Origin of the sequence: Mediterraneibacter hominis (genome assembly GCF_014287475.1) — a bacterium.
GTDB lineage: Bacteria > Bacillota > Clostridia > Lachnospirales > Lachnospiraceae > Mediterraneibacter > Mediterraneibacter hominis.
This window is the reverse complement of sequence record NZ_JACOPF010000004.1, coordinates 170,654-192,563: the sequence shown is the minus strand read 5'-3', so window position 1 is coordinate 192,563 and position 21,910 is coordinate 170,654. Positions and strand designations below refer to the sequence as shown.

Genomic DNA, 21,910 nt, shown 5'->3' with positions numbered 1-21,910 from the left:
TAATTTCAGACAGAACAGAACCGGTTTCACGTTGCTACAAATTTCCAGTCAGAAGTTTTTCCTTCATCTATAGGGAAGTGGCGCCCTAACTGAAATTCATAAAAAAGAGAACGGCTTCATGTTGTTATAGCCCTCCAATTAGAAGCATCTATACTACTTCTGATTGGAAATGCAATAGCAACGTGAAGCCGATTTTTTCCGTCTGGAACTATAAACGTAAGCTGCGAAAGTGTGAGTGTGAAAGAGATGCCTTGCGTGAGTGAGGAATTTCGGCGAAGCCCTGACGAACGATGCAAAGCCTCTCTTTCACACGTCCCTTTTGTCAATTTCCGCAGTGCCAGCTCAATTTGGCATACGCTCCACTTTGCTATCGGCAGTCGCCGAATGAAAAGAAGCAGACAAACTTCTGTTTACATGCAAGCATGACACAGAGTTTGCCTGTTCTTTTTGCACTGCTTGTTGCTTCGTTAAATTTATAATTTTCCTACATATTTTTCCCGCATAAGGAAAGTAACGCTAATCAGCATGGCAAGTATCTGCGACAGCGGGACTGCCGCCCATGTTCCTGTAATGCTGAACAAAGGGGGTAGACATAGCAGCAGCGCAAGAAGAAAGAGAGGTTCGCCGTAAATCAAGATATATGCTGGCAAATTTTGGCCGGTCGCATAGAAATAGGCTGTTGTAACTTTGGATATACTGACAAATATATACCCTGTGATAAAAATAGGAAGAATGGAAGCGACTTTTTCTGTAATCTGTGTGGATGCGCCAAATAAAGAGGCTACATGCCCGCGCATAAAGAAGAGGAAAATAACACAAATGACAGAAACAATAAATGCGAAACGGTACGCGAGCCCCCTCAATATTTTGACTTGGGAAAGTTCTTTCCGGCCGTAGGAAAGGCTTAGCAGAGGCTGGCTTCCATCGCTGACGCCTTGCAGAAGAAGCATAGCGACAGCGGAGATATAACTGATCGGTGCATAACAAGTTACAGCGACAGCTCCACCGAATATAGCAGCACTCTTATTAACCAGAATCAGGGTAATATTTGGGGAGTAGGCAAGTCCAAAGGGGGAAAGTCCGACTTTACAGATACGAAGGAAAATGTAAAGGGCATTTTTTCTGAAATGTAAAGAGGGCCTTTTTTTCTTTGCAAAAAAGAAGACAAGGCAGACGAAAAAGGTCATTGCCTGTCCAATATCGGTTGCAACAGCCGCTCCCACCATACCCCATGGAAGCACCCATACAAAGAGATAATCCAGGAAAATATTAGTTATAAAGCCAATGCTCATAGCAGCCATTGCAAGGATGGAGCTGCCCATATTCCGGATAAAAGGAACCAATCCAGTACCTAAAACCTGAAATAGGGCTCCAAATGCGATGTATTTAAGATACTCTTCTCCGAGCACTTGAATTTTGCCAGCGGCGCCGAAGATGCAGAGTACAGCAGGAGCAACGATTAAAAATAATATGGTCAATAAAAGGCCCAAAATAACCAGTGCAAGAGAGGACATCCCAAAGTATTGCCTGCTTTCTTCCGTATTGCTGCTTCCCATGCAGATAGAATACAAAATAGCGCCGCCCATTCCAATACCAGTTCCTACTGCTTGTAGAAATGCAGTCAGAGGAAATGCCATGTTTAGAGCGGCGAGTGCATTGTCCCCTAATGCGTTGCCAACGAAAAATCCATCTGCGATTGCATAGACTCCAGATAGGGCAAAGGCAAGCATAGAAGGAATAACGCAGCGGAAAAAGTTTTTACGTATCTTCACGGTCTACTACCTCCTGAAAAAAGCGGTTATATAAAGTGATTCCTGTAATCAGCGCATCTGCATGTGCTTTCCCCAAAGATTTCCAGACTGCCTTTTCATCCAGCGCCAGTTGCGCGGAAGTTTTGGTTATGACAGACTTGCCTTTTTTTGTAGGGACAATGATTTTATTGCGCTTGTCTTCTTCGGAAGAAATAAGAACAACCCAGCTTCTTTCAATAAAATTTTTTAAAATAGAATTTACAGTCTGTTTTGGAAGCTGCCAGCGCCGGCAGATATTTTTTTGTGTATGTACCACATCTTTTTCGGACAGGCTTAATATAACTAAGAGTTCATAGTAAGACAGACTGTGTTTTCTTGCCCAATTTTCATAAAGCGCATTTGTTTCACGCCAAAGTTCTGTATAGAGTTGTGCATGATTATTTACATGATACATAAAGATACCTCCATATAGTCCGTTTACGGACTAATAATAGCATGTAAAAAAGAAGCATGTCAACAAGTAAATGTAAGATTTTTGTGGATTTATTATAGAGGGAAATATATGGTGAAAGTATGAAAAAGGACTAAATGCGATGCAAAACTAAAAATGTTCGTTGATACAGCCGCGCTTTGGCGCGAGAATGTGCAAAGCACATTCTCGTATATGCTGTTCAAATGTGAACGATTTTGCATGCCTTTTTCAAAGCTTTTCTGTAGATAAGATAGAGAAAAGCGGCTAAAAAAAGTGAAAGTGCAGTCAGGCGCAGAAGATTATATATTTCACTTGCAGCGATCTGTCCATCGTTGGTAATAGACATAAGAAGGGCATAAAAAATAGCAAGCAGGCAGCCGGCGGCAATCGGATATTGGAAGAGCCGGGCGAGCTGTTTTCTCAAAATACTTTTACGGTAGTTTATGGAACCACCAAGCTTTTCCAGATTTTGGAACAACTCTTTATTATCTTCTGCGGCGGAAATACTTCTTACATATGCGATGATTGTTACAGCGGACAGAGCAATGATAAAAATATACAGGCAGAGCATGACATAGACCGAGATTCCCTGTAAGAAATCTTGCTGAGTCAGTATGTTGAAAGACGGAGCATATTTCCAATCTGCCATCATAAGGCGATCTGGTTCTGGTATGTTGCCCTTTCCTGCATAACCGTATTCTTCATTGTTTTCAGAAGCCGTCTTGTCTTCCCAGAAATCGTAAAGCCCCATATAATCTGACAGCTCTGTCGCATGAGAGATATATTCTTTCGCCAAAGCCTCTGCAAAGGGATAGGAGGCTTCATAATCGGCCACATCAAAAGTATAGAGTGTTTCTTTATATGCGCGGTCGAGCGAAGCGGTCATTATAGAATAATCTTCATCCGAAATGACATACGTATATGGAGAAGAAATATTTGCCAGAGAATCAAATTCCAAAGTACCTGCGTATTGAAGAGAATACGAGGTTTCTGTACTGGGATTGAAGGCTGCGTAAAGTCCGTCCTCTGGTTCCCAGAAAGACGAGCTGTTCCCAGAAATAATCACTTTGTAACTTCCTTTCGAGACATCTATAGTCTGTCCTGTTATCTCTTGATACAAAGACACAGGGAAGAATAAAGCAAGTTTGCCTTCGGGTGTATCCTTCATAAAATATTTTCCATCATCCGACATATCCCGGTGTTTCCATGAGATAACCAGATTGGATACCTCTGCTTTGGAAAAATTTTGCAAATCCATTTGGTATTTGTCGGCGAGCATACGTATATCGTCGGAGGAAACCTGCTTTTCTCTGGCTGGAAAATGTAAGGTAAAGGCCCGCTGGTTGTTTAAATTTTTTAAGGAGCTTGTATCACTGTACAACATACCGTAAAAAGCAGCAAACAGGCTGGTGAATAAGAGCAAGGTGATGACACACATATTCCGGGTTGTTGATTTGGCTTTAAACCGCATCATACTGATAAAAACCAGATTCTTGTAGTATTTTTCTTTCCGGCGGCCTGCTTTGCCCTGCGCGACAATGCTAAGCATCAAAAGATAGATACCGGCAAGCGCAAGGAGATAAAAGGCATTGAAAAAAGCAGGCATTTTCTGATTCCATACACGAGCAGAAAAGAAGGGGATTACCATGGCAGTAAAAAGCCCGGCAGCGGTAAGAAAAATACCAAGCTTCCCTGTCCAGGATGGAATTAATTTCACCAGCTCTGTTTTGTGCTGCGTTCGCAAAATGTCCATGATATTACTTTTTTTGACAAAGCGGGCTCCATAGAAAAATAGAAGCAGCGCCAGAATCAAAGAAAAGCAGATACCGAATAAAAATCCCTGGAAACCAAACTGGTAGTGCATTTCCTCTGTGGATACAATGAAAAATTCAAAGAGCTTCCAGATAAAATAAGAAGCAGGTATTGCGAGTACAAGCCCCGTAATAGCCGAAAAAATAGTAATGTACCCTAGCTCTCTAAACAAAATAGGATTCAACTGTTTTTTAGAAGTGCCAAGGGCGAGGAATATTCCATATTCCCGGCTTTTAAAGCGGAAAAATAAACTGGATGCATATAAGGTGAAAATAGTACAGCCTACCGCTGTAACACCAATTAGAAGTACAGCAAGTTTTCTTGTATCTCCGCCTTCTGGGAGGAAATCCTGGACAGTTGGGCTAAAATACATCAAAGCAAAAGCAGTAAGAAGAAGTACGGACAGAAAAATACAAAAACCAAGCATGAGATATTGTCCTTTGTTCTGCCTGCGAAGTTTGGAAAATAATTTATGCAAGGTCATCTTCATTGTCACCTCCGAGTAGTTTCAATACATTTAATAATTCGTCCATAAATTCCTGACGGGAAGAAGTCCGGCGCAGTTCTTTGTATACCTGTCCGTCCTTTAAGACAATGACCCGATCACAGAAAGATGCGGCATAACTGTCATGGGTTACCATAAAGATAGTTGCGTCCATCTCTTCTTTTGCCTGTAAGAAAGCATCGATTACTGCGCGGCAGGACTTGCTGTCTAGATTTCCGGTAGGCTCATCAGCAAGAATGATATAAGGCTGATTCATAAGCGCCCTTGCCACAGCGGTACGTTGCTTTTCTCCACCAGATATTTCGGCGGGATATTTCTGCATGATTTTTTCTATACCGAAAGAATTGCAGAGATGTCGTGCCTTTGCTTCCATCTGCGGGACAGGTAGCTTCGCAATGATCTGCGGAAGACAGATATTTTCAAATACAGTGAGTCCGTCGAGCAGCATAAAATCTTGAAAAACAAATCCTAGTTTTTTATTGCGGATAGAAGCAAGTGCTTCCTCACGCAGTCCGGACAAATCCTTCCCATGCAGCAGAATCTCTCCGGCATCATGTGGGATAAAGCAGGAAATACAATTTAAAAGTGTTGTTTTTCCGCTGCCGGACGGTCCCATGACAGCGACAAACTCTTTTCTTTGTACATGAAAGGAAACATCTTTTAATACAGGATATATATTGTTACCTGTCCGGTAGCTTTTGTTTAAATGATTGACTTGAAGCATAAGTAATCCTCCTTGTTTGTTTTGTCAGATTTATTATAAAAAATACAGGGGAAGAAAAAAATGCAGGGAAATGTCAAGTTTGGAAGAGATTTTGTAAAGTATTGCAAAATAAACGTTATATATGATAGGCTTAATAGGAGCATGAATTTGCATGTGTTAGCGAGAAAGAGAAGTGCAAGAGGATTCGTATGATAGAGACAGTTTGGAATACATTCGGTACAATTTCTTATTTTATAGAAGGGTACTTTTTCTACCGCGTAATCGGCGGTTTTTTAGAACAGAAGGAGAACAGAATCTTAAGGCTGAGCGCTTATATATTTGGCTCAATGGTTTGTACAATCGTGATTTTTCCGCAGGATCCAGTGAACATTACGCTCAATCTGCCTTTGTTTTTTCTTATGCTGGTTCTTGGATTTCGAGAGAAGATGCTCGTCAGAATTTCTATTATTTTGATGTTCTTTCCCATTATCATTGCAGTGAATTTTCTGGTCGTAGATATAATAGGACATATGGTGATTGTACCTGTTACAGCAGGGAATGAAACACTGAATATCATTCTTTCCAACTTAATGAATCTGCTGCCACTGGGATTTTGGTATGGATTCCAGAAAATTTTGAAAAACAGGGCAGAAGGGATTGTAAGGACGCTGTACAATAAAGCATGGTACCTGCTAGATATGGTGTGCCTGGCGTCCCTTTGTGCGGTTATAAGTTTCGTGTATTATACACCGGCGCAGACATATAAAGTGTGGATTGGGATGACGGCATGCATTCTTACGAATATCGGCAGTATCTGGCTTGTATTTTATATGGCGAAGAGTATCCGTGCGGATATGGAAGGAAAAAATCTGAAGCTGCAGAGAGATTATTACGGGCAACTAGAAGAAAACCAGCTGAAACTACGTAAATTCAAACATGATATGAACAATCATTTTCTTGTCGTATCCGGACTTTTAGAGGAAGGAAAAACAGAAGAAGCAAAAGAATACTTTGCGAAGCTGTCCAGGCAGTTTGAGACGAAAGGACGGAATTTCTGTAAAGACAGTGTTGTGAATGCGGTTTTGAATACGAAGTATGAAGAAGCAGCAAGATTAGGTATTGATTGTCAATACCAGGTTGATATAGATTCACTTTTATTTGTGGACAGCTTGGATGTCTGTACCATTTTGGCAAATACTTTAGATAACGCGGTTGAGGCATGTCAAAAGATAGAAAACAAGGAAAAACGGAAAATTTCTGTAAAAGCAAGGTGTACAGAGAATGGATATTTCAGTTATGAAATAACAAATACAAAAATCGGGGAAACAAAGGAAAGAAAGGGGAAATTTCTTACAACGAAGGAACAGAAGGAGTCTCACGGGTATGGGCTGGAAAACGTACGCGCCGCAGTAGAACGGTATAAAGGGACGATGAGTATCCAGTACAATGAGGAAAGCTTTTGTGTGACGATTTTTATTGCCGCGAGTGGAAAATGGAGTCCGTAGAGGTTGACTTAGAGTCCACTTCAGGTGGTATAGTAAAAAAGAAAGGACGGCATATGGAAGTACGGGAAATTTTAAAACAGGTTAAAACAGGAGAAATGTCAGTAAAAGAAGCGGAACAGTATCTGCGCAGAGAGCCTTTTGAAGAGATGGGATATGCAAAGCTGGATGTACACAGAAAGCTGCGATCCGGATTTGCGGAGGTGGTGTTTTGCAGCGGAAAGGCAGATGAACACCTGCTGCATATTTATCAGAAATTATATGAGGAGGAGGGGGAGGTTTTTGGAACCCGCGCTTCGAAAGAACAATATGAACTGATAAGGACAGTGCTGCCTCAAATTGAGTATGATGCGATTTCCCGCATCCTAAAATTAGAAAAAAAAGGGAAAAAACGGGTTGGAAAAATAGCAGTCTGTACGGCGGGAACGGCGGATATTCCGGTTGCAGAGGAAGCGGCGCAGACAGCAGAATACTTTGGGAGCAATGTAGAACGGATTTATGATGTGGGTGTCAGTGGAATCCACCGTCTTATGTCCAGGTTGGATATTATACAGAGCGCCAACTGTGTAGTTGCTGTCGCAGGCATGGAGGGAGCGCTTGCAAGTGTCCTGGGAGGACTGGTGGACAAGCCGGTAATTGCAGTGCCGACTTCAGTGGGATATGGCGCGAATTTAAACGGACTTTCGGCGCTTCTTACGATGATTAATTCTTGTGCAAACGGAATTGCAGTAGTCAACATTGACAATGGATATGGAGCAGGCTATATCGCGACGCAAATTAACAGGCTGGGGGTGAAAAGATGAAGCAAAAATTGTATTTGGAATGTTATGCAGGAATCAGCGGGGATATGACAGTAGCAGCGCTTTTGGATCTGGGCGCAGATGAAGAGGTTTTGAAGAAAGCGCTGTCCAGCCTTGCTGTAGATGGGTTCTCTGTCTGTATTCGCAGAGTGAAGAAAGCAGGAATAGACGCCTGTGACTTTGCGGTGCTTTTGGAGGAACAATATCAAAACCACGACCATGATATGGGATTTCTACATGGAGAACAGAAAGTTCATACTCATAAACATGCGGGAAATGAACAGGAAGGGCATACTCATGCGCATAGAGGTTTGAAGGAAGTACTCGAAATTATAGAACAGGCGGATATGACAGAAGGGGCAAGGAGAAGGGCAGAGCGTATTTTTGATGTCCTTGCCGAAGCGGAAGCGAAGGCGCACGGGACAGATAAAGAACATGTACATTTCCACGAAGTGGGAGCAGTCGATTCGATTGTGGACGTTGTGGCGGCGGCAGTCTGCCTGGATAACCTGGGGGTCGAGGATACGATCATTCCTGTACTCTATGAGGGAACCGGATTTATTCACTGCCAGCATGGAAGAATGGCAGTACCGGTGCCGGCAGTGACGGAGATAGTAAAGGCATATAGCCTGCCTCTTCATATTACGGAACAGGCTGCGGAATTAGTAACCCCTACCGGAGCAGCGATAGCGGCGGCTATAAGGACAGCAGAAAAGCTGCCGGACAGGTTTATTGTAAAAAAGACAGGGATTGGAGCAGGAAAAAGAGAGTATACACATCCAAGCCTATTGCGCGCTATGCTGATCGAGGAAGAGGACGGGAAAGAGGAAAAGGACATAATTTATAAATTGGAGACAAACATTGACGACTGTACAGGCGAAGCGCTCGGCTATGTAATGGAACGGTTGTTTGAAGCCGGGGCAAGGGATGTACATTATATTCCGGTGTTTATGAAGAAAAACAGACCGGCATATCAGTTGAATGTTATCTGTACGGAAGATGCCGTTTCATGCATGGAAGAGATTATTTTCGCAGAGACGACAACGATCGGTATCCGGCGCCAGAAAATGGAGCGTACCGTACTCAAAAGGGAAATCCAGACAATCCGTACTTCTCTTGGAAAGGCGAAGATAAAAATGTGTTATACAGGAGAATATATCCGCGCTTACCCGGAATACGAGAGTGTGGTTGCTTTAAGCAGGGAGCACGGGAAATCTTATCAGGAAGTGTATCAGCTGATTGAGAGGGAATATAATGAAAAGTTATCGTGAAAAATGCAAGATTTTGCATGAGCGAATGTATGCGTACGCGCAGGAGAGTGTGGTCATTGCATTTTCCGGCGGCGTGGACAGCAGCCTTTTGTTGAAGCTTGCCTGTAAGGCTGCATCTGATACAGGACAGACCGTCTATGCTGTCACAGCACATTCCAGACTGCATCCGGCGGAGGACTTGGAGACGGCGGTGCAGGTAGCAAAGGAAATGAAGGCTGTACACAAAATTATTTATACAGATGAGCTTAAAGAGGCAGGAATTTCGAACAATCCAAAGGAAAGGTGCTATCTGTGTAAGAAGTATTTGTTTCAAAAAATCATAGAGACAGCGTCCGAGGCAGGAGCCAGACGGATTTTGGAAGGGACGAATGAAGATGACCTGCATGTATACAGACCAGGAATACGGGCGATAAGAGAGCTTGGAATTATAAGCCCTTTGGCAGAATGCGGGATGACGAAGAAAGAAGTAAGACAGTTGGCAAAAGAGTATGAAATCTCTGTGGCAGCACGTCCGGCAAGGCCCTGCCTTGCCACACGCTTTCCGTACGGAACAAGGTTGACATATGAAAAAATTGAGCAGGCAGAACTAGGAGAACATTTTTTGGAATCACTGGGACTTGAAACGGTAAGACTGCGCGTTCATGGCAGTCTTGTCAGAATCGAGACAGAGCAGACAGGTCTGTCAGAGCTGTGGGAAAAAAGAACAGAAATTGTGACATATCTAAAAAAGCTGGGATTTGCTTATATTACAGTAGATATGGAAGGATTTCGTTCAGGAAGCATGGATATAGAGTTCAGAGATAGAAAGGAAGAGTAAAATGACAATTGCGGAAGTGAGTAGAAAATATGATATATCACCAGATACACTCAGGTACTATGAAAGAATCGGGCTGATTCCTCCGGTTCCGCGAAATAAGAGTGGGATCCGGGACTATGATGAGGTGTCCTTAGGATGGGTGGAAATGATGAAATGTTTTCGGGCCGCAGGAGTGCAGATTGAAGCTTTGATTGAATATGTTGCCCTATTCCAGAAAGGAGATGCAACCATCGACGCGCGCAAAGAGCTTTTGATAGAACAGAGGAATCAGCTTCAGGAAAGAATTGCACAGATGCAGGCATCCCTGGAGAGGCTGGATAAAAAAATTGAAATATATGAGAGAGGGTTGATGCAGGTGGAGAAAAGACTGCAGAAACATAGTATGACTACGAAGGAAGGAAACGAATATGAATAAAAAAGAAGTACTGGAAATCCGTAAACAATTTACACCGGCAAACTGTGCTATTACAAGAATCTGCGGATGTTATGTAGATCATGAAAAAAATAAAAAACTGGAATCGAAGGAGGCATTTTTGTCTCTTCCAGAAGAAGAAGCCTTTAAATATTTTGACATATTTAAAAAGACTATGTCTGGAACAATGGGAAAAAATATGTTGGATTTGACGTTCCCGTTAGACGCGGAGATGCCGGGAGGGGCACAGGAATTTTTGCTGAAACTAAAGAACAGCAAATTGGAAGATGATATGCTCTTAGAAGAGTTTTATGATAAAGTCATCGCAAGCTACGTATATGAAGAAAATTATTATATTATACTGATTCATGCAATGTACGACATACCGGGAAAATCTTCAGACGGAATAGAGATGTTTGATGCGTCCGACGAAGTATATGAATATTTAATGTGTAGTATTTGCCCAGTGTCCCTTTCGAAAGCGGGACTTTCTTATAATGCGCAGGACAATCGTATTGAAGAAAGAGTTAGAGACTGGGTCGTGGATATGCCGGATAAAGGGTTTTTGTTCCCCGCTTTTACAGACCGCAGCACAGATCTTCATGGAGTACTGTATTATACGAAAAAATCAGAAGATTTACAGCCGGAAATGATAGAGCATGTTCTGGGTGCCTCTATGCCTATGTCTGCAGATACACAGAAAGAAACCTTTCAGATGATTATCGAGGACACATTGGGGGAGGACGGAGACTATGAGACTGTACGCAGCATTCACGAGACTCTGCATGAGATGATAGAGGAACACAAAGAAGAGCCAGAGCCGCTTACCTTGGATAAAACAGATATGAAGAAGATTTTTGAAAAAAGCGGAGTTCCAAATGAAAAGATGGAACATTTTGAAAGAAATTTTGAAGAGAATGTGGGAGAGAAAGCATCGCTTCTGGCGGCAAATATCACGGAAACAAGGAAATTCAATATTGAGACGCCGGATATAATTATTAAAGTCAATCCAGAACGTTTGGATCTGATTGAAACCAGGGTGATAGACGGTAGACAGTGTCTCGTTATAGCCGTAGATGATCATATTGAAGTAAATGGAATCAATGTAAAGACAATGAAAACAAAAGAAATATAAAAAATCCGGTATGAAATTTATCAGATGTACAGTAACCATATGAAAAAAGGTAGCATACAATAACATTAAGGATATGCTGCCGGCTGGGGAGATGCTGTACTATGAGAATCTGTGAGTTAAGGGAAAAAGAAGTGATTAATATATGTAATTGTAAAAGACTGGGGTGTGTGGTGGATATTGAGATGAATATCTGTGATGGCTGCGTAGAAGCGATTATCATTCCAGGGCCGGGAAAAATCTGTGGTTTTTTAGGAACCGACAGCGAGTATGTCATTCCTTTTTCCTGCATCAAAAAGATAGGGCCGGATATTATACTTGTGGAGATTCAAGAAGAGAAGTTTTTGCAAAAATTTTAGACCGGTTAAATTGTATAAAAAAGTGAGAACATATTTGGTGAAAATGTCAAAAATATAAAAGTAAGAAAAAAAGACTTGAAAAAAGTATGAAGATAATATATAACAGAATCATAAATGGGAACGTTCTCATAAAAAGCATATATAAAATAATATATGCTATGAAAAATATAATAAAATTTGAGGGAACGTTACCTTAAGAAAGGAGAAAAAGTATGAAAAAAAGATTAGTGGCAGGGCTTCTTTCTCTGTCTATGGCAGCTGTTTTATTAGGTGGATGCGGAAGCAGCACAGAGAAAGAAGATGATGTAACAACAGACCAGGAGACAACTTCTGTAGATGACATCTCAGGTAAAAAGTTTGCGATTATTATAAGAAATGCAGGAAATCCCTATGCGGAGAAAGAAGCAGAAGGCTTCCAAAAAGTGATCGAAGCTGAAGGGGGAGAATGTATTGTAAAAGCGCCCGAAGCAGCGACAGCAGATGCACAGGTATCACTTATTCAATCTTTGATTTCCCAGGAAGTAGATTCTATTGCGATTGCAAGTAATGATGTAAATGCTCTGTCAGCGGCTCTGGAAGAAGCGATGGATGCGGGGATTAAAGTGTCTTCTTTAGATTCTAACGTAGCACCGGAGGTGCGGCAGACATTTGTCAATCAGGCGGGGACAGAAGAAATCGGACAGGCCCTTGCAGACGCCGTATTAGATATTTCCGGAGGGGAAGGACAGTTTGCAATTTTATCAGCGAGCAGCCAGGCAGCGAATCAAAATGCATGGATCGCATCTATGGAAGAAATTATGAAAGATGAAAAGTATGCAAAGCTGGAACTGGTAGAAGTAGCTTATGGAGATGATGAGCCGCAAAAGTCAACAGATCAGACGCAGGCTTTGCTTCAGAAATATCCTGACTTGAAAGTGATTTGTTCTCCTACGACAGTTGGCATCAGTGCTGCGGCAAAGGTACTGCAGGATGAAAAATCTTCTGTAAAACTTACAGGACTGGGGCTTCCATCAGAAATGTCAGAATATATTGGGGATGACGATAAACATTCCTGTCCTTATATGTTCCTGTGGAATCCAGAAGATGTAGGCAGATTATCCGCATATGTGTCTATTGCATTGGTAAAAGGTGAAATTACCGGCGCCGAAGGTGAGACCTTTGAAGCTGGGGATATGGAAAATAGTCCTTATACAATTACAAAATGTGAAGATGGCGGTACAGAGGTTATTCTTGGGCCTCCGTTTAAATTCGATTCTTCTAATATTGATGAATGGAAAGATATTTATTAAAAAAGTTTGGCAGGTAAAGGAAAAAGATTTTATGTTAAGGTTGAGACAGGACATTCCATTATTTCCAGGTGGAAAGAAAAAGGCGCTGACATTGAGTTATGATGACGGCGTAACGCAGGATGAGAGACTGATTGACATGATGAATCAGTATAAAGTAAAAGGAACATTCAATATAAACGCAGGATTGATGGGAGATAGGGATTGGCTAAAACAGCCAGGAATCGACGTCAGTCATTATAAATGGGAAAAAGAAAAGATACACAGTGTATATGAAGGGCAAGAAATTGCCGTACATACGATGACCCATCCTGATCTTGCCAGAGTTCCAGAGGGTATGGCCGCATATGAAATAGCACATTGCAGAAAGGTATTAGAAGAAATAACGCATACGCCTGTTACAGGAATGGCATATCCATTTGGAACATACAATCAGAGAGTAAAAGATGCTGCGAAAAATTGCGGAATCACATATGCCAGGACGATACAAAGTACAGGTTCCTTTTTCCTGCCTGAAGATTTCTTGGAATGGAATCCTACCTGTCATCACACAGAAACATGTGTATTTGAACTATTGGAGAAATTTTTACAGCCAGTAAGCAATGAGGATTATAATGCATTAATGTTGTTTTATTTGTGGGGGCATGCTTATGAGTTTGACGCATATGAACAATGGGGAATGATAGAACAATTTTTAAGGAAAGCGTCAGGAAAATCAGACGTTTGGTATGCCACAAACGGAGAGATATGCAGCTATATAAAAGCAGTGGACAGCCTGGTTTATTCGTCTACCGGAGATTATATTTATAATCCGTCATGGCAGGACGTATGGCTTTTGATAGACCGTAAAATATATTGCATTAAAAGTGGCGGGACTGCTATAATAGAGCCATAGTAAATAAAACGGAGGAACGGCATGGCAACGATTTTTGATGTGGCTAAAATAGCACATGTCTCTAAATCAACAGTTTCCAGAGTGATAAATGGGGATCCCAGAGTGAAGCCGGAGACAAAAAGGGCGGTGGAAGATGCAATCGCCCAGCTTCAGTATTCGCCGAGTTATTTTGCAAAAGGAATTCGGACAGGGCAGACGAAAACAATTGCTTTTCTCGTGCCAGAATATACGAATATGTTTTATGGAGAGATGTTCAACGGAGTAGAAGATACGGCTGTGCGTGAGGGCTATATGGTAATGGTCTGCAATACAGGAAACGCCATATCGGAAAAGGAATATATAAATGAACTTCTGAAGCGCAATATAGATGGTATTATATATAATACATACGGCGTGAAACCTGCTATGATGCGTTATTTAAAGCAGATTTCAGAGGAGATTCCTATTATCTTCATGGATGAAGTAATAGGGAAAAAAGAAAATGTATCCTGCGTATATACGGACGGATATTTATCTACGATGCAAGGGGTACATTTTCTGAAAAAGACGGGCTGTAAAAAGATTGGATATATTCGTAATATGGATAGTATCCAGGCGACAGAGTCACGTTTTGAAGGGTTTAAAGATGGGCTGAAAGAGTGCGGCCTGCCCTATTTGCCTCAGTTTGTTTATCAGTGTCCGGCAGAACAGAATACGGATTATATGAAAGCAGGAATTCAGGCGGGAACGTATTTTGCGTCTCTTAAAGGGGAACGGCCGGATGCACTTATGACGGCGATAGATTTATTAGCGATTGGCTGTGTAACTGCGCTGTGCAATACAGGGATACATGTGCCGGAAGACATCAGTGTGATTGGGTATGACAATATTTCATTGGGAGAGTTGACTTGTCCGGCGCTGACTACCATTGCCCAGCCTACGAGAGAGATGGGGAAAATAGCAGCGGAAATGCTGATAGATCAGATAAGAAAGGGTGCGAAAGAAAAAACCAAAAAGATTTTCGAAGGAGAGATAATCGTCCGGCAGACTACGCGGCAGATTGGCAGGAGAGGAAGAATGTGATGAAGTATTATACGATGAAGCAGATTGTTCAAAGCCAGGAGTATATGCAGAAAAGAGGGCAGCGCAAGCTTCTTGGAGAAGTCCGGGAACTTCCAGGAGAGTGTAGCTTTGAGGCCTTATATTATGATAAGAAGAGTACTCGCAGGGACTATGTGATTGTAGAAGTACATGGCGGCGGTTTTATGTATAATACGGCCCGAGATGATGATGATTTATGTGCCTATATCCATGAGAGCTTGAAAATTCCGGTTGTTGCGTGTGACTACCGGAGATCTCCGCAATATAAATATCCAACAGGTGTAGAGGATGTCTTTGCATGTGTGAAACACGTATATAAGGAGTATGGACTGAAACAGGGACATGTGCTTATATGGGGACACAGTGCGGGGGCAAATCTGGCAGCAGGGGCTGCATTTATGGACAAACAAAGTGGTGTACATGCTATTGGAAGTCAGATTCTGGATTATCCATATATGGATGTCTATAGGAAGTCGAAAGAAAGACAGAGGATCCGTCTCTCCGTAAAAGGAAAGCTTATGGACACATTTGCCTATTATTATACGGAAGAGCAGAATTTAAAAAACCCGATGGTATCACCAGAGTTAATGAAGGTAGAAATGCTGGAAGGTATGCCGGATACATATTTGCTGTTATGTGGCAGAGATAATCTGAATCAAGGTGGAAAAAGCTATGGAAAATTGCTTAGGAAGTCGGGAGTATCTGTAGAATTCTGTTATGAGAGAGAGGCTCTGCATGGATTTATAGAAAATCATTTTAACTATGCTTATATAGATCTGAAGACAAAATGGCAAAACAGGGGAATACAAAGAAAACTTGCCGTAAAGCATACGGACAAGATCTGTGACTGGATCCAGTCCAAAATACAAGAAAGAGTATAGGGTGAGAGAAAGCGGAACAATGTATTCCGCTTTCTCTCACTTTTTTAACAGAGTACATTTTTTCTATTGAAGAAATTTTTTCAGCTCATCCATAAAGGTATTGACGTCCTTGAATTCTCGGTAAACAGAAGCAAATCTTACATAAGCGACAGGATCCAGCGCTTTTAATTTATCCATTACAATCTCTCCGATGAGGCTGCTTGGAATTTCTTTTTCTTCTCGGTTGAAGATCTCCAGTTCAACGGAGTCGATTGTCTTCTGGATCTCAACCGCTGAGACAGGGCGCTTATAGCACGCGCTTAAAATACCATGCTCAATTTTGGAACGGTTATATTGTTCCCGATTGTTGTCCTTTTTTATTACAATCAAGGGAATCGTCTCTACCTTTTCATATGTGGTAAAACGTTTGCCACATTCATCGCAGGAACGCCTCCTGCGGATAGAATTTTTATCTTCTGCCGGCCTGGAATCAATGACTCTTGTATCTGGATGACCACAATATGGACACTTCATATGAGAACCTGCCTTTCTTGCTATTTCTGGTGTTACTTTCATTCTGACTTCAGTATACACAATCCCTTTGCTTTTTGCAAAGGAAACACTTGCAAAATATAGAAAAATCCCTTACAATGAGTTCGACAATTTAATAATGAAGGTTATTTGAAGGAGGAGACAGACATGAAAAGAAGAGGTACAGCGATTCTTTTGGTGTTGACAGTTGTTTTGTCTGTTGCACTGAACGGGTGTTCAGGTGATAAGAATCAAACAGCGTCTGCAACCGAAAATGAACTTTCAGGAAAACCGGTCGAAGGTGGGAGTATCCGTGTTGGTATTTCCCAGGATTTGGACAGTCTTGACCCACACAAAGCAGTTGCGGCAGGAACAAAAGAGGTTTTGTTTAACATTTATGAAGGTCTGGTGAAGCCAGACAAGGATGGAAATTTAGTAGAAGCCGTAGCGAGCAGTTATGAAATTTCAGAAGATGCAAAAGTATATACCTTTACTTTGCGTGATGGGGTTCAGTTCCATAATGGGAAGGACGTTACGGCAGAAGATGTAAAATATTCAATTGACAGATGCGCCGATACGTCAGACGGAGAACCGTTTGTATCGGCGTATTCTATTATTGAGAGCGTCAATATCCTGGATGAGAAAACAATAGAGATACGTCTGACAGAGCCGAATACGGAATTTCTTGCCTATATGACGACCGCAATTATTCCTGAAGGTTACGAAGAACTGGAGACAGCTCCGGTGGGCACAGGGCCGTTTGTATTTGAGTCCCGTTCCCCGCAGGAAAATATTGTTTTAAAGAAAAATGAGAGCTATTGGGGAGAGAAGGCACATCTGGATGAAGTCGAATTTAAGATTGTGGCAGACGCAGATATGGTAGTCACGAATTTAAAGGGTGGCTCAATTGATATGTATATGCGTCTGACATCTGCACAGGCAGCCGAGCTTACAAAAGGATTTCATATTGAGGAAGGCACAATGAACCTGGTACAGGCATTGTACCTGAATAATGACGCAGAGCCGTTAAATAATGAGAAGGTGCGCCAGGCGTTGTGCTATGCCGTCAATCCAGATGAGATTATGGCGATGATAGCGGATGGAAAAGGGGTGCGTGTAGGGACAAGCATGTATCCGGGATTGAAGAAATATTTTGACGAATCCTATACAAACTATTATGAGCAGGACTACGAGAAGGCGAAAGAACTGCTAAAAGAAGCAGGGTATCCAGATGGATTTGATTTAGAAATTACGGTAAGCTCGGCGGATCAGCCGCATGTAGATACGGCGCAGGTGATAGCAGAGGAGCTGAAAAATATCGGAGTGAACGTGACAATTAAACCGATCGAGTGGGAAGCCTGGCTGGAGGACGTCTATGCAGGGCGCAATTTTCAGTCTACTGTAGTGGGAGTGGATGCTTCTAACCTGTCCGCGCGAGCTATGTTGGAACGGTTTGTGTCAGATGCAGAGGGAAACTTTATCAATTTTAAAGACGAGAAGTACGACGAAATATTTAAAGAGGCAATCTCTACAGTGGATGAAGAAAAGCAGACAGAATTATATAAAGAGTTGGAAGGAATTCTTGCAGAGAAAGCCGCAAATGTATATATTCAGGATCTTGCAAACTTAGTGGCAGTCAGTGACAAATATGATGGATATGAGTTTTATCCTTTGTATGTGCAGGACATGTCTACGATTTATATGGTTGAGTAGGAAACTGCAAAAGCAGAAAGCCTTTGGAGGAAAGCATGAAGTTTATTATAAAAAAAATAACAGGTCTTATAATCGCATTATTAATTGTCAGTATCCTTGCTTTCCTGGCATTTGAGATTATACCAGGGGATCCGGCTCGGACGATTCTGGGCACAGAAGCGACGGAAGCAAAGGTGGAAGCGCTGCGTGACGAGATGGGGCTGAACCGCCCCCTGACAGTTCGTTATGGGGAATGGGTAAAAAATTTCGTATCAGGTGATATGGGAACATCCTATTCGTATCAGATTCCAGTTAAGGAACTGATCGCGGACAAAATCCCGATCACAGTCACTATGACGGTGATGTCATTTTTGTTTATTGTCCTATTGTCTATTCCGTTGGGAGTTTTGTGTGTTTACTATGAAAACCATATGTTGGACAGAATTTTTCTGGCACTGAATCAGGTGCTCATGTCAGTGCCGCCTTTTTTTATCGGTATGCTTCTGACCGTTTTGTTCGGGTTGGTCTTTCATTTTTTTACACCGGGAGGCTATATTTCCTATACAGAAAACCTGGCGGGCTTTTTAGGATACTTACTATTGCCGTCTCTTGCCATTGCGCTCCCAAAGGCGGCAATGACAATGAAGATGTTAAGAAGCTCCATGTTAGATCAATTAGGGCAAGATTATGTGCGCACAGCCAAAAGCCGAGGAAATGGCCCTTGGAGAGTCCTGTTTGTCCATGTATTTAAAAACGGATTTTTGCCGGTGATTACTTTTTTAGGTGTAATGATAGCGGATGTGATTGCCAACAGTATTGTGATAGAGCAGGTGTTTGGGATCCCAGGACTTGGAAGAACCCTGATCTCTTCTATATCGAAAAGAGACTATCCTGTTGTAGAGGCAGTGATTGTGCTGATTGCGATTGTGATTCTGGTGACAAATGCCGTAGTAGATTTGTTGTACCGTAAATTAGACAAGAGGATTGAAATATGAGAAAACATAAGAAACCAGATTCTTTTTATTTTACAGCAGGAGCCGCGGTGACAGGTGTTATGGCGGTATTGATTGTGCTGGGATTCTTCTGGGCTCCCTATGATCCGGAAGCAATGGCAGGTACCTTGAAGTTACAGGGGCCTTCCTTTGCGCACCTGTTTGGAACAGATCAGTTTGGGCGGGATGTATTAAGCCGCGTGCTGACCGGAGCTGGCAGTACATTTGTGGTTGCGGCAGGGACGATTGTAATTGGAGGAACAGCAGGAATTATAATCGGGGCACTGACCGGATATTTTGGCGGCTGGCTGGATGAAGGACTTATGAGAATCAATGATGCACTGGCGGCGTTTCCAAGTGTTCTTCTGGCATTGGTTATCATAAGTATTTCAGGCCCTGGAAAATATAAGGTGATGGCAGCGCTTGGAATCGCGTTTATTCCCAGCTTTGCAAGGGTTGTACGGGGAGAGTTTATGCGGTGCGTAAAAGAGGATTATGTCATCAGTGCGAAATTGATTGGTGTACCTGCCTGGCGAATTTTATTTGTGCATATACTTCCCAATATTTTGCCGGCGCTTTTGTCGTCGCTTACTATCGGATTTAATAATGCGGTTCTGGCAGAAGCGGGGATGAGCTATCTGGGAATCGGCGTACAACCTCCAGATGCAAGCCTCGGGAGAATGTTGTCAGAGGCGCAGACCTATCTGGCGGGAGGCCCATGGTGCGCAATTTTTCCAGGTGTTTTTCTGGTACTTCTGGTTCTGGGTGTGGGAATGTTAGGAGAAGGGATTCTGGACAGATTTGGAGGTGGAAGATAATGCTGAAAGTAGAGAATCTGTCTATATGGTTTGACGACAGGGGGAGCATGGAGCAGGCTGTAAAGGGAATCTCATTTTCTATGGAGAAAGGGGAGATTCTGGGAATTGTCGGAGAATCCGGTTCCGGAAAGACAATGACAGCCCTGGCAATCGCAGGAATTTTAAAGAAAAATGCGGTTTTAGAAAGCGGAAGAATAGAGATAGAAGAAAAAGAGCTGCTTTCTATGACAGGACAGCAAATGCGCAAGCTCCAGGGAAAGGAAATCAGCATGATTTTTCAGGAGCCAATGACAGCGCTTAATCCGACAATGCAGATTGGAAGGCAGGTGGAAGAGGCGCTCCTGTTACATGAAAAAATGACGCGCAAGGAGAGAAAAGAGAAAGCACTGGAGGCGTTAAAAGACGTAGAATTGGAGAATGTGGAGACAGTTTACAAGAAATATCCGCATGAACTTTCCGGAGGAATGCGTCAGAGGGCAATGATTGCGGCGGCAGTGATATGCCGTCCAAAGCTTCTGATTGCAGACGAACCGACGACAGCCCTGGACGTATATACACAGGAAGAAATTTTAAAGCTCTTAAAGAAGCTGAACAGAAAGTATGGAATGGGAATTTTATTTATTTCCCATAATTTGCGGGTAGTCAAGGAATTGTGCAGCCGAGTGCTTGTTATGAAAGACGGCGAGATTTTGGAAGAGGGGACGGCGGAAGGTCTTTTTGCCAGGCCAAAAACAAGGTATACAAAAGAACTGGTTGAGGCGATTCCTCCAAGGCAGACGAACAGTGCCTATTATGGGCTGTTTAAAGAAAAGGCAGGTGGAGTTCATGGAGAATAAGGTCATGGAGTTAAAACACGTGAATGTTTATTATCGGGAGGGACGGAAGAAAAAGCAGGTCTTAGAGGATATCTCCTTTTCGGTTTACGAGGGTGAAATTGTAGGTCTGGCAGGAGAGAGTGGGAGTGGAAAATCAACGCTGTGTAAATGTGCGCTTGGACTTTTAAAGGAGTATGACGGCGAGATTCTGCACTATACAAAACGTCCGCAGATGATTTTTCAAGATCCCTATAAATCGCTCAATCCAAGAAAAAAAGTGGGCTGGATTCTGGAAGAACCATTGAAGCTGGAAAGGAAATATATAAAGACACAACGACGTGAGGCAGTAGAAGAAATGTTAAGCAAGGTGCATCTTCCAGAGGAATTTTACGATAAATATCCAAGAGAATTGAGTGGAGGGCAGAGACAACGCATCAGTATTGCTCTTGCACTGCTTACGGGGACAAAGCTTATCCTTGCCGATGAGCCGCTTTCTGCATTGGATGTGACTGTACAGGCACAGATGATCCGGCTGTTAAGAGAGCTGCAGGAAAAAGAACGGATAGCGTATCTGTTTGTTTCCCATGATTTGGATGTAATAAGTATGCTCTGCAGCCGGGTGTTATTCTTAAAAGACAGGAAAGTGACCGAGTATGAGAACCTATAAACTGACGGTAAGCTATGATGGCACCCGGTATCAGGGATGGCAGAAGCAGCAGAGTACCGATAATACAATTCAGGGAATACTGGAAAAAGCAATAGAAAAAACAGCGGGCTATCCGGTGGAAGTAAACGGCTCCGGACGTACGGACGCAGGCGTACATGCAAAAGGACAGACGGTGTCCATCTGTTTAAGCGGCAAGGTATCAGAAACAAAGTTTCAGGAGTCTCTCAATCTTAAACTTCCCGAAGATATTCGGATCCTTCGCGCAGAACTTATGAAAAATGGGTTCCACGCACGTTACAGCGCTTCCGGCAAGTGTTATGAGTACCACATTGATACGAAAGAGAAGCAAGGGGTGTTTGGCCGGCGGTATTCGTTTCATTACCCAAAGTACCTGAACCAGACCAGTATGAAAAAAGCGGCGGAAATTCTGACAGGGACACATGATTTTGGGGCATTTACAGATAAAAAAGAGGAAAAGTCCACAAGACGGACAATTTATGATATAATGATAGCCGGACAAGGCGGCGAAGTTCGGATTGAGTATCGCGGAAATGGATTTTTATATCATATGGTGCGGATTCTGACAGGAACTTTGCTTGATGCTGGTACGGGTAAGCTTTCAATGGAAGACATATACAGTGCACTTGAAACCGGCAGAAGAGAGAAGGCAGGTTTTACAGCTCCGGCAAAGGGCCTGTTTTTAAAAGAAGTATATTATTAAAAGGGGCAGGTATGGGA

22 protein-coding genes are annotated in these 21,910 nt (G+C 42.5%); 17 read left to right on the top strand and 5 right to left on the bottom strand.

The window, feature by feature from the left end:
• Positions 1-473 precede the first annotated feature (473 nt).
• From H8S37_RS15415 to H8S37_RS15400, 4 genes are all read right to left on the bottom strand, one after another.
• Positions 474-1,772, bottom strand: a complete 1,299-nt coding sequence (locus tag H8S37_RS15415; protein ID WP_186876959.1) for an MATE family efflux transporter — start codon at positions 1,770-1,772, stop codon at positions 474-476.
• The gene (locus tag H8S37_RS15410; RefSeq protein ID WP_186876958.1) at positions 1,759-2,205 is read right to left on the bottom strand and encodes a MarR family winged helix-turn-helix transcriptional regulator; all 447 of its coding nucleotides are present in this window, start codon (positions 2,203-2,205) and stop codon (positions 1,759-1,761) included. The genes H8S37_RS15415 and H8S37_RS15410 overlap by 14 nt, the downstream gene beginning before the upstream one ends.
• A gap of 217 nt (positions 2,206-2,422) precedes the next feature.
• Positions 2,423-4,525 (bottom strand): FtsX-like permease family protein, encoded by a 2,103-nt coding sequence (locus H8S37_RS15405; protein WP_243207219.1) that lies wholly within the window; start codon positions 4,523-4,525, stop codon positions 2,423-2,425.
• Complete coding sequence (locus tag H8S37_RS15400) at positions 4,506-5,264, bottom strand: ABC transporter ATP-binding protein (RefSeq protein WP_186876957.1); 759 nt, start codon at positions 5,262-5,264, stop codon at positions 4,506-4,508. Before H8S37_RS15400 ends, H8S37_RS15405 begins: the two co-directional genes overlap by 20 nt.
• 188 nt (positions 5,265-5,452) lie before the next feature.
• On the opposite strand from H8S37_RS15400, the gene H8S37_RS15395 reads away from it, so the two are divergent.
• From H8S37_RS15395 to H8S37_RS15345, 11 genes are all read left to right on the top strand, one after another.
• On the top strand, positions 5,453-6,748 hold the full coding sequence (locus H8S37_RS15395) for a sensor histidine kinase (protein ID WP_186876956.1): 1,296 nt from the start codon (positions 5,453-5,455) through the stop codon (positions 6,746-6,748).
• A 53-nt stretch (positions 6,749-6,801) separates the two neighbouring features.
• Positions 6,802-7,548 (top strand): nickel pincer cofactor biosynthesis protein LarB, encoded by a 747-nt coding sequence (gene larB / locus H8S37_RS15390; protein WP_186876955.1) that lies wholly within the window; start codon positions 6,802-6,804, stop codon positions 7,546-7,548.
• Entirely contained in the window at positions 7,545-8,816 is a 1,272-nt protein-coding gene (gene larC, locus H8S37_RS15385; RefSeq protein ID WP_186876954.1) for a nickel pincer cofactor biosynthesis protein LarC, read from the top strand. The genes larB and larC overlap by 4 nt, the downstream gene beginning before the upstream one ends.
• On the top strand, positions 8,800-9,633 hold the full coding sequence (gene larE / locus H8S37_RS15380; protein ID WP_186876953.1) for an ATP-dependent sacrificial sulfur transferase LarE: 834 nt from the start codon (positions 8,800-8,802) through the stop codon (positions 9,631-9,633). Before larC ends, larE begins: the two co-directional genes overlap by 17 nt.
• A gap of 1 nt (position 9,634) precedes the next feature.
• Positions 9,635-10,048: a MerR family transcriptional regulator gene (locus tag H8S37_RS15375; RefSeq protein WP_186876952.1), complete on the top strand. Its 414-nt coding sequence runs from the start codon at positions 9,635-9,637 to the stop codon at positions 10,046-10,048.
• Positions 10,041-11,180: a DUF4317 domain-containing protein gene (locus tag H8S37_RS15370; RefSeq protein ID WP_186876951.1), complete on the top strand. Its 1,140-nt coding sequence runs from the start codon at positions 10,041-10,043 to the stop codon at positions 11,178-11,180. Before H8S37_RS15375 ends, H8S37_RS15370 begins: the two co-directional genes overlap by 8 nt.
• A 101-nt stretch (positions 11,181-11,281) precedes the next feature.
• Positions 11,282-11,536 (top strand): PRC-barrel domain-containing protein, encoded by a 255-nt coding sequence (locus H8S37_RS15365; protein ID WP_186876950.1) that lies wholly within the window; start codon positions 11,282-11,284, stop codon positions 11,534-11,536.
• Between the two features lie 212 nt (positions 11,537-11,748).
• On the top strand, positions 11,749-12,825 hold the full coding sequence (locus H8S37_RS15360) for a rhamnose ABC transporter substrate-binding protein (RefSeq protein WP_186876949.1): 1,077 nt from the start codon (positions 11,749-11,751) through the stop codon (positions 12,823-12,825).
• A gap of 31 nt (positions 12,826-12,856) precedes the next feature.
• On the top strand, positions 12,857-13,717 hold the full coding sequence (locus H8S37_RS15355; protein ID WP_186876948.1) for a polysaccharide deacetylase family protein: 861 nt from the start codon (positions 12,857-12,859) through the stop codon (positions 13,715-13,717).
• Between the two features lie 21 nt (positions 13,718-13,738).
• Positions 13,739-14,779: a LacI family DNA-binding transcriptional regulator gene (locus H8S37_RS15350; RefSeq protein ID WP_186876947.1), complete on the top strand. Its 1,041-nt coding sequence runs from the start codon at positions 13,739-13,741 to the stop codon at positions 14,777-14,779.
• The gene (locus H8S37_RS15345; RefSeq protein WP_243207224.1) at positions 14,779-15,678 is read left to right on the top strand and encodes an alpha/beta hydrolase fold domain-containing protein; all 900 of its coding nucleotides are present in this window, start codon (positions 14,779-14,781) and stop codon (positions 15,676-15,678) included. Before H8S37_RS15350 ends, H8S37_RS15345 begins: the two co-directional genes overlap by 1 nt.
• Positions 15,679-15,741: 63 nt before the next feature.
• Here H8S37_RS15345 and nrdR read toward each other — a convergent pair whose 3' ends face one another.
• Complete coding sequence (gene nrdR, locus H8S37_RS15340) at positions 15,742-16,191, bottom strand: transcriptional regulator NrdR (protein WP_186876945.1); 450 nt, start codon at positions 16,189-16,191, stop codon at positions 15,742-15,744.
• Between the two features lie 165 nt (positions 16,192-16,356).
• Here nrdR and H8S37_RS15335 point away from each other — a divergent pair, with 165 nt between their 5' ends.
• Genes H8S37_RS15335 through truA form a run of 6 tightly spaced genes read left to right on the top strand, consistent with a single transcriptional unit; the run spans position 16,357 to position 21,893 of the window.
• Entirely contained in the window at positions 16,357-17,901 is a 1,545-nt protein-coding gene (locus H8S37_RS15335) for an ABC transporter substrate-binding protein (RefSeq protein WP_186876944.1), read from the top strand.
• Positions 17,902-17,936: 35 nt separating this feature from the next.
• Positions 17,937-18,875 carry an ABC transporter permease gene (locus H8S37_RS15330; protein ID WP_186876943.1) on the top strand — a complete coding sequence of 313 codons (939 nt, stop codon included), beginning with the start codon at positions 17,937-17,939 and terminating at the stop codon, positions 18,873-18,875.
• On the top strand, positions 18,872-19,690 hold the full coding sequence (locus tag H8S37_RS15325) for an ABC transporter permease (protein WP_186876942.1): 819 nt from the start codon (positions 18,872-18,874) through the stop codon (positions 19,688-19,690). The genes H8S37_RS15330 and H8S37_RS15325 overlap by 4 nt, the downstream gene beginning before the upstream one ends.
• The gene (locus tag H8S37_RS15320; RefSeq protein WP_186876941.1) at positions 19,690-20,526 is read left to right on the top strand and encodes an ABC transporter ATP-binding protein; all 837 of its coding nucleotides are present in this window, start codon (positions 19,690-19,692) and stop codon (positions 20,524-20,526) included. Before H8S37_RS15325 ends, H8S37_RS15320 begins: the two co-directional genes overlap by 1 nt.
• A gap of 4 nt (positions 20,527-20,530) precedes the next feature.
• Positions 20,531-21,172 carry an ABC transporter ATP-binding protein gene (locus H8S37_RS15315; protein WP_243207218.1) on the top strand — a complete coding sequence of 214 codons (642 nt, stop codon included), beginning with the start codon at positions 20,531-20,533 and terminating at the stop codon, positions 21,170-21,172.
• A complete protein-coding gene (gene truA, locus H8S37_RS15310) occupies positions 21,159-21,893 on the top strand; it encodes a tRNA pseudouridine(38-40) synthase TruA (protein ID WP_186876939.1) in 735 nt (244 codons plus the stop codon). The genes H8S37_RS15315 and truA overlap by 14 nt, the downstream gene beginning before the upstream one ends.
• Positions 21,894-21,910: the final 17 nt, after the last annotated feature.